At 65.6% G+C, this 2,357-nt stretch carries 2 protein-coding genes and 1 pseudogene; all 3 read right to left on the bottom strand.

The genetic code is table 11. The annotated features are described in order from the left end of the window. Window positions 1–112: 112 nt before the first annotated feature. Window positions 113–202 (bottom strand): annotated as a pseudogene (locus EOA27_RS42540) (hypothetical protein); the annotation flags it as partial. A 309-nt stretch (window positions 203–511) separates the two neighbouring features. Continuing rightward, entirely contained in the window at window positions 512–2,086 is a 1,575-nt protein-coding gene (ubiB, locus tag EOA27_RS32320) for a 2-polyprenylphenol 6-hydroxylase (RefSeq protein WP_127258263.1), read from the bottom strand. A gap of 57 nt (window positions 2,087–2,143) precedes the next feature. Further along, window positions 2,144–2,357: class I SAM-dependent methyltransferase (locus tag EOA27_RS32315; protein WP_189562196.1), on the bottom strand; the 214-nt coding region annotated here is incomplete at its 5' end.

Here is a 2,357-nt window from a genome sequence, read left to right as displayed (position 1 = left end):
CCTATAAATCGCTTGATCTGATACGGCGGCTGCGCGAGCGCGGCGCTTCTGTGCGGGTGGTGACGAATTCCTGCGCTGCCGAGGTCATCACCACCCGCACAGAAGCGCCGCGCTCGCGCAGCCGCCGTATCAGATCAAGCGATTTATAGGCGGCGATGCCGCCGCCGATGATCAGCAGGATGCGCTTGCCGGAGAGAGTCATGCGGCTTCCCACGGATTGGCCGCGCAGTGGCAGCTCAATATCAAAGCCGCCATGCGGCTCGACCAGACCGCGGATCGCCGCGTAAAGGCTCTCGCCCGCCGGGGCGGTCGCCGCTCCTGCGGACAGAACGCTTCTGCCCAGGATCTCGCGCGCCTGTTCTTCCATGGACACGCCGCGTGCTGCAGCACGTTCGCGCAATCTCTGCTTCACGTCGTCCGCTAGATTACGGACAGTAATCGTGCCCATGATCCCGTTCCAACCGTCAACTGCCTGCAACGCTAGCAAATTGGATGCTAGCATTGCAAGCAATCAGAGCGATTTCCACGCGATGTAGATCAGCGTCAGCGCGATCACCCACAGCGCCACGCGGCCGGACCGGGTGTGGCGCGCTTCAGCCTCGCCGATGGCTTGCGCGGTCGCTTCGTCGAAGCGCAGGCCGTTCTCGGCCATCAGGTCGATCTCGCGCGACAGCCGGTCGGTTCGGGCGGCAAGGTCCAGCGCCTGGCGGGCGAGTGCCAGCAGCGCCTTGGCGCCTTCGCGCGCGTCGGTGAGCAGCCCGCGCGGACCGAGATTGCCGGCGATCCAGTCGCCCACCACCGGTTCGGAGGTCTTCCACATGTTGAAGGCCGGATCGAGCGTGCGGGCGACGCCTTCGACGACCACCATGGTCTTTTGCAACAGGATCAGCTCCGGTCGCGTCGCCATGTCGAACAGCTCGGTGACCTCGAAAAGAAGCGTCAAAAGCTTCGCCATCGAGATGGTGTCGGCCGACTGGCCGTGGATTGGCTCGCCGATGGCGCGGATCGCCTGCGCGAAGGCCGAGACATTGTGCTGGCGCGGCACATAGCCCGCCTCGAAATGCACTTCGGCGACGCGCTGATAGTCGCGCACGATGAAGCCGTAGAGGATCTCCGCCAGGAAGCGCCGCTCCTTCTTGCCGAGCCGCCCGGCAATGCCGAGATCGACGGCAACGATGGTGCCGTCCGCCTCGACGAACAGGTTGCCCGGATGCATGTCGGCATGGAAAAAGCCGTCGCGCAGCGTGTGCCTGAGGAACGACTGGATGAGATTGGTGGCGATCGCCTTGAGGTCATGACCGGCGGCAGCAAGGCCGGCGATGTCGTTCATCTTGACGCCGTCGATCCACTCCATGGTGAGCACGTCGCGGCCGGTCCGTTCCCAATCGACTGCCGGCACGCGGAACCCCGGATCGTCCTTGGTGTTCTCGCCGAGCTCCGAAAGCGCTGCCGCCTCGAGCCGCAAATCCATCTCGATCCTGGTGGTCTGCGCCAGCGTCTGCGTCACCTCGACCGGGCGCAGCCGGCGCGACGATGGGATGTATTTTTCCTGCAGGCGGGCGGCGAGGAAATAGCTTTCGAGGTCCTGGAAGAAGCGGTGCCGCACGCCGGGCCGGATGACCTTCACCGCCACGCGCGAAGCAGTGCCCTCGCGCATGACCTCGGCCCTGTGCACCTGCGCGATCGAGGCCGCCGCCACCGGCTCACCGAAGCTCGAATAGAGATCGTCGATCCTGCGGCCGAGCGAGGCCTCGATCGCGTGGACCGCTTCCGCCTTCGGAAAGGTGTGCATCTTGTCCTGCAACAGCGCGAGGTCGAGCGCCATGTCGTTGCCGACGACATCGGGCCGCGTTGCCAGGAACTGGCCGAGCTTGACATAGGAAGGCCCGAGCCGCACCACCGCGCGCGCCAGCCTGTCGCCGCGCTGATAGCTCAGCGCCCGCCGCCGGGTGAAAAGTCGCGCAACGCTCCAGCCGAATTTCGGCATGCCGGAGAGCTCCTCGCCCGGCAACGCCGCGACGACGCCCTCGCGGACCAGCACCCAGCCGGCCCGGGCGAGCCTGAAGGCGGCGCCGACGCTGCTCATTGGCCATCCCGATTCAAGAGGGCCTGTTTCAAGGGGGCCTGCTTCAAAGGTCCCGCCTCAAAGCTTCCAGCCGGAATGAAGGGCGGCGATGCCGCCCGAATAGTTGCGGAAGGTGACGCGATCGAAGCCGGCGCGGGCGATCATCGCCGCGAAATTCTGCTGGTTGGGGAACTTGCGGATGGATTCGACGAGGTAGGAATAGGGCTCGCCGTCGCCGGTCACCGCCTTGCCGATCCTGGGGATCGCGTTGAACGACCAGGCCTCATAGGCC

Origin of the sequence: Mesorhizobium sp. M2A.F.Ca.ET.037.01.1.1 (assembly GCF_003998075.1) — a bacterium.
Taxonomy (GTDB): Bacteria; Pseudomonadota; Alphaproteobacteria; order Rhizobiales; family Rhizobiaceae; genus Mesorhizobium.
The sequence above is the reverse complement of the archived record's forward strand: the minus strand, read 5'-3'. Positions and strand labels throughout refer to the sequence as shown.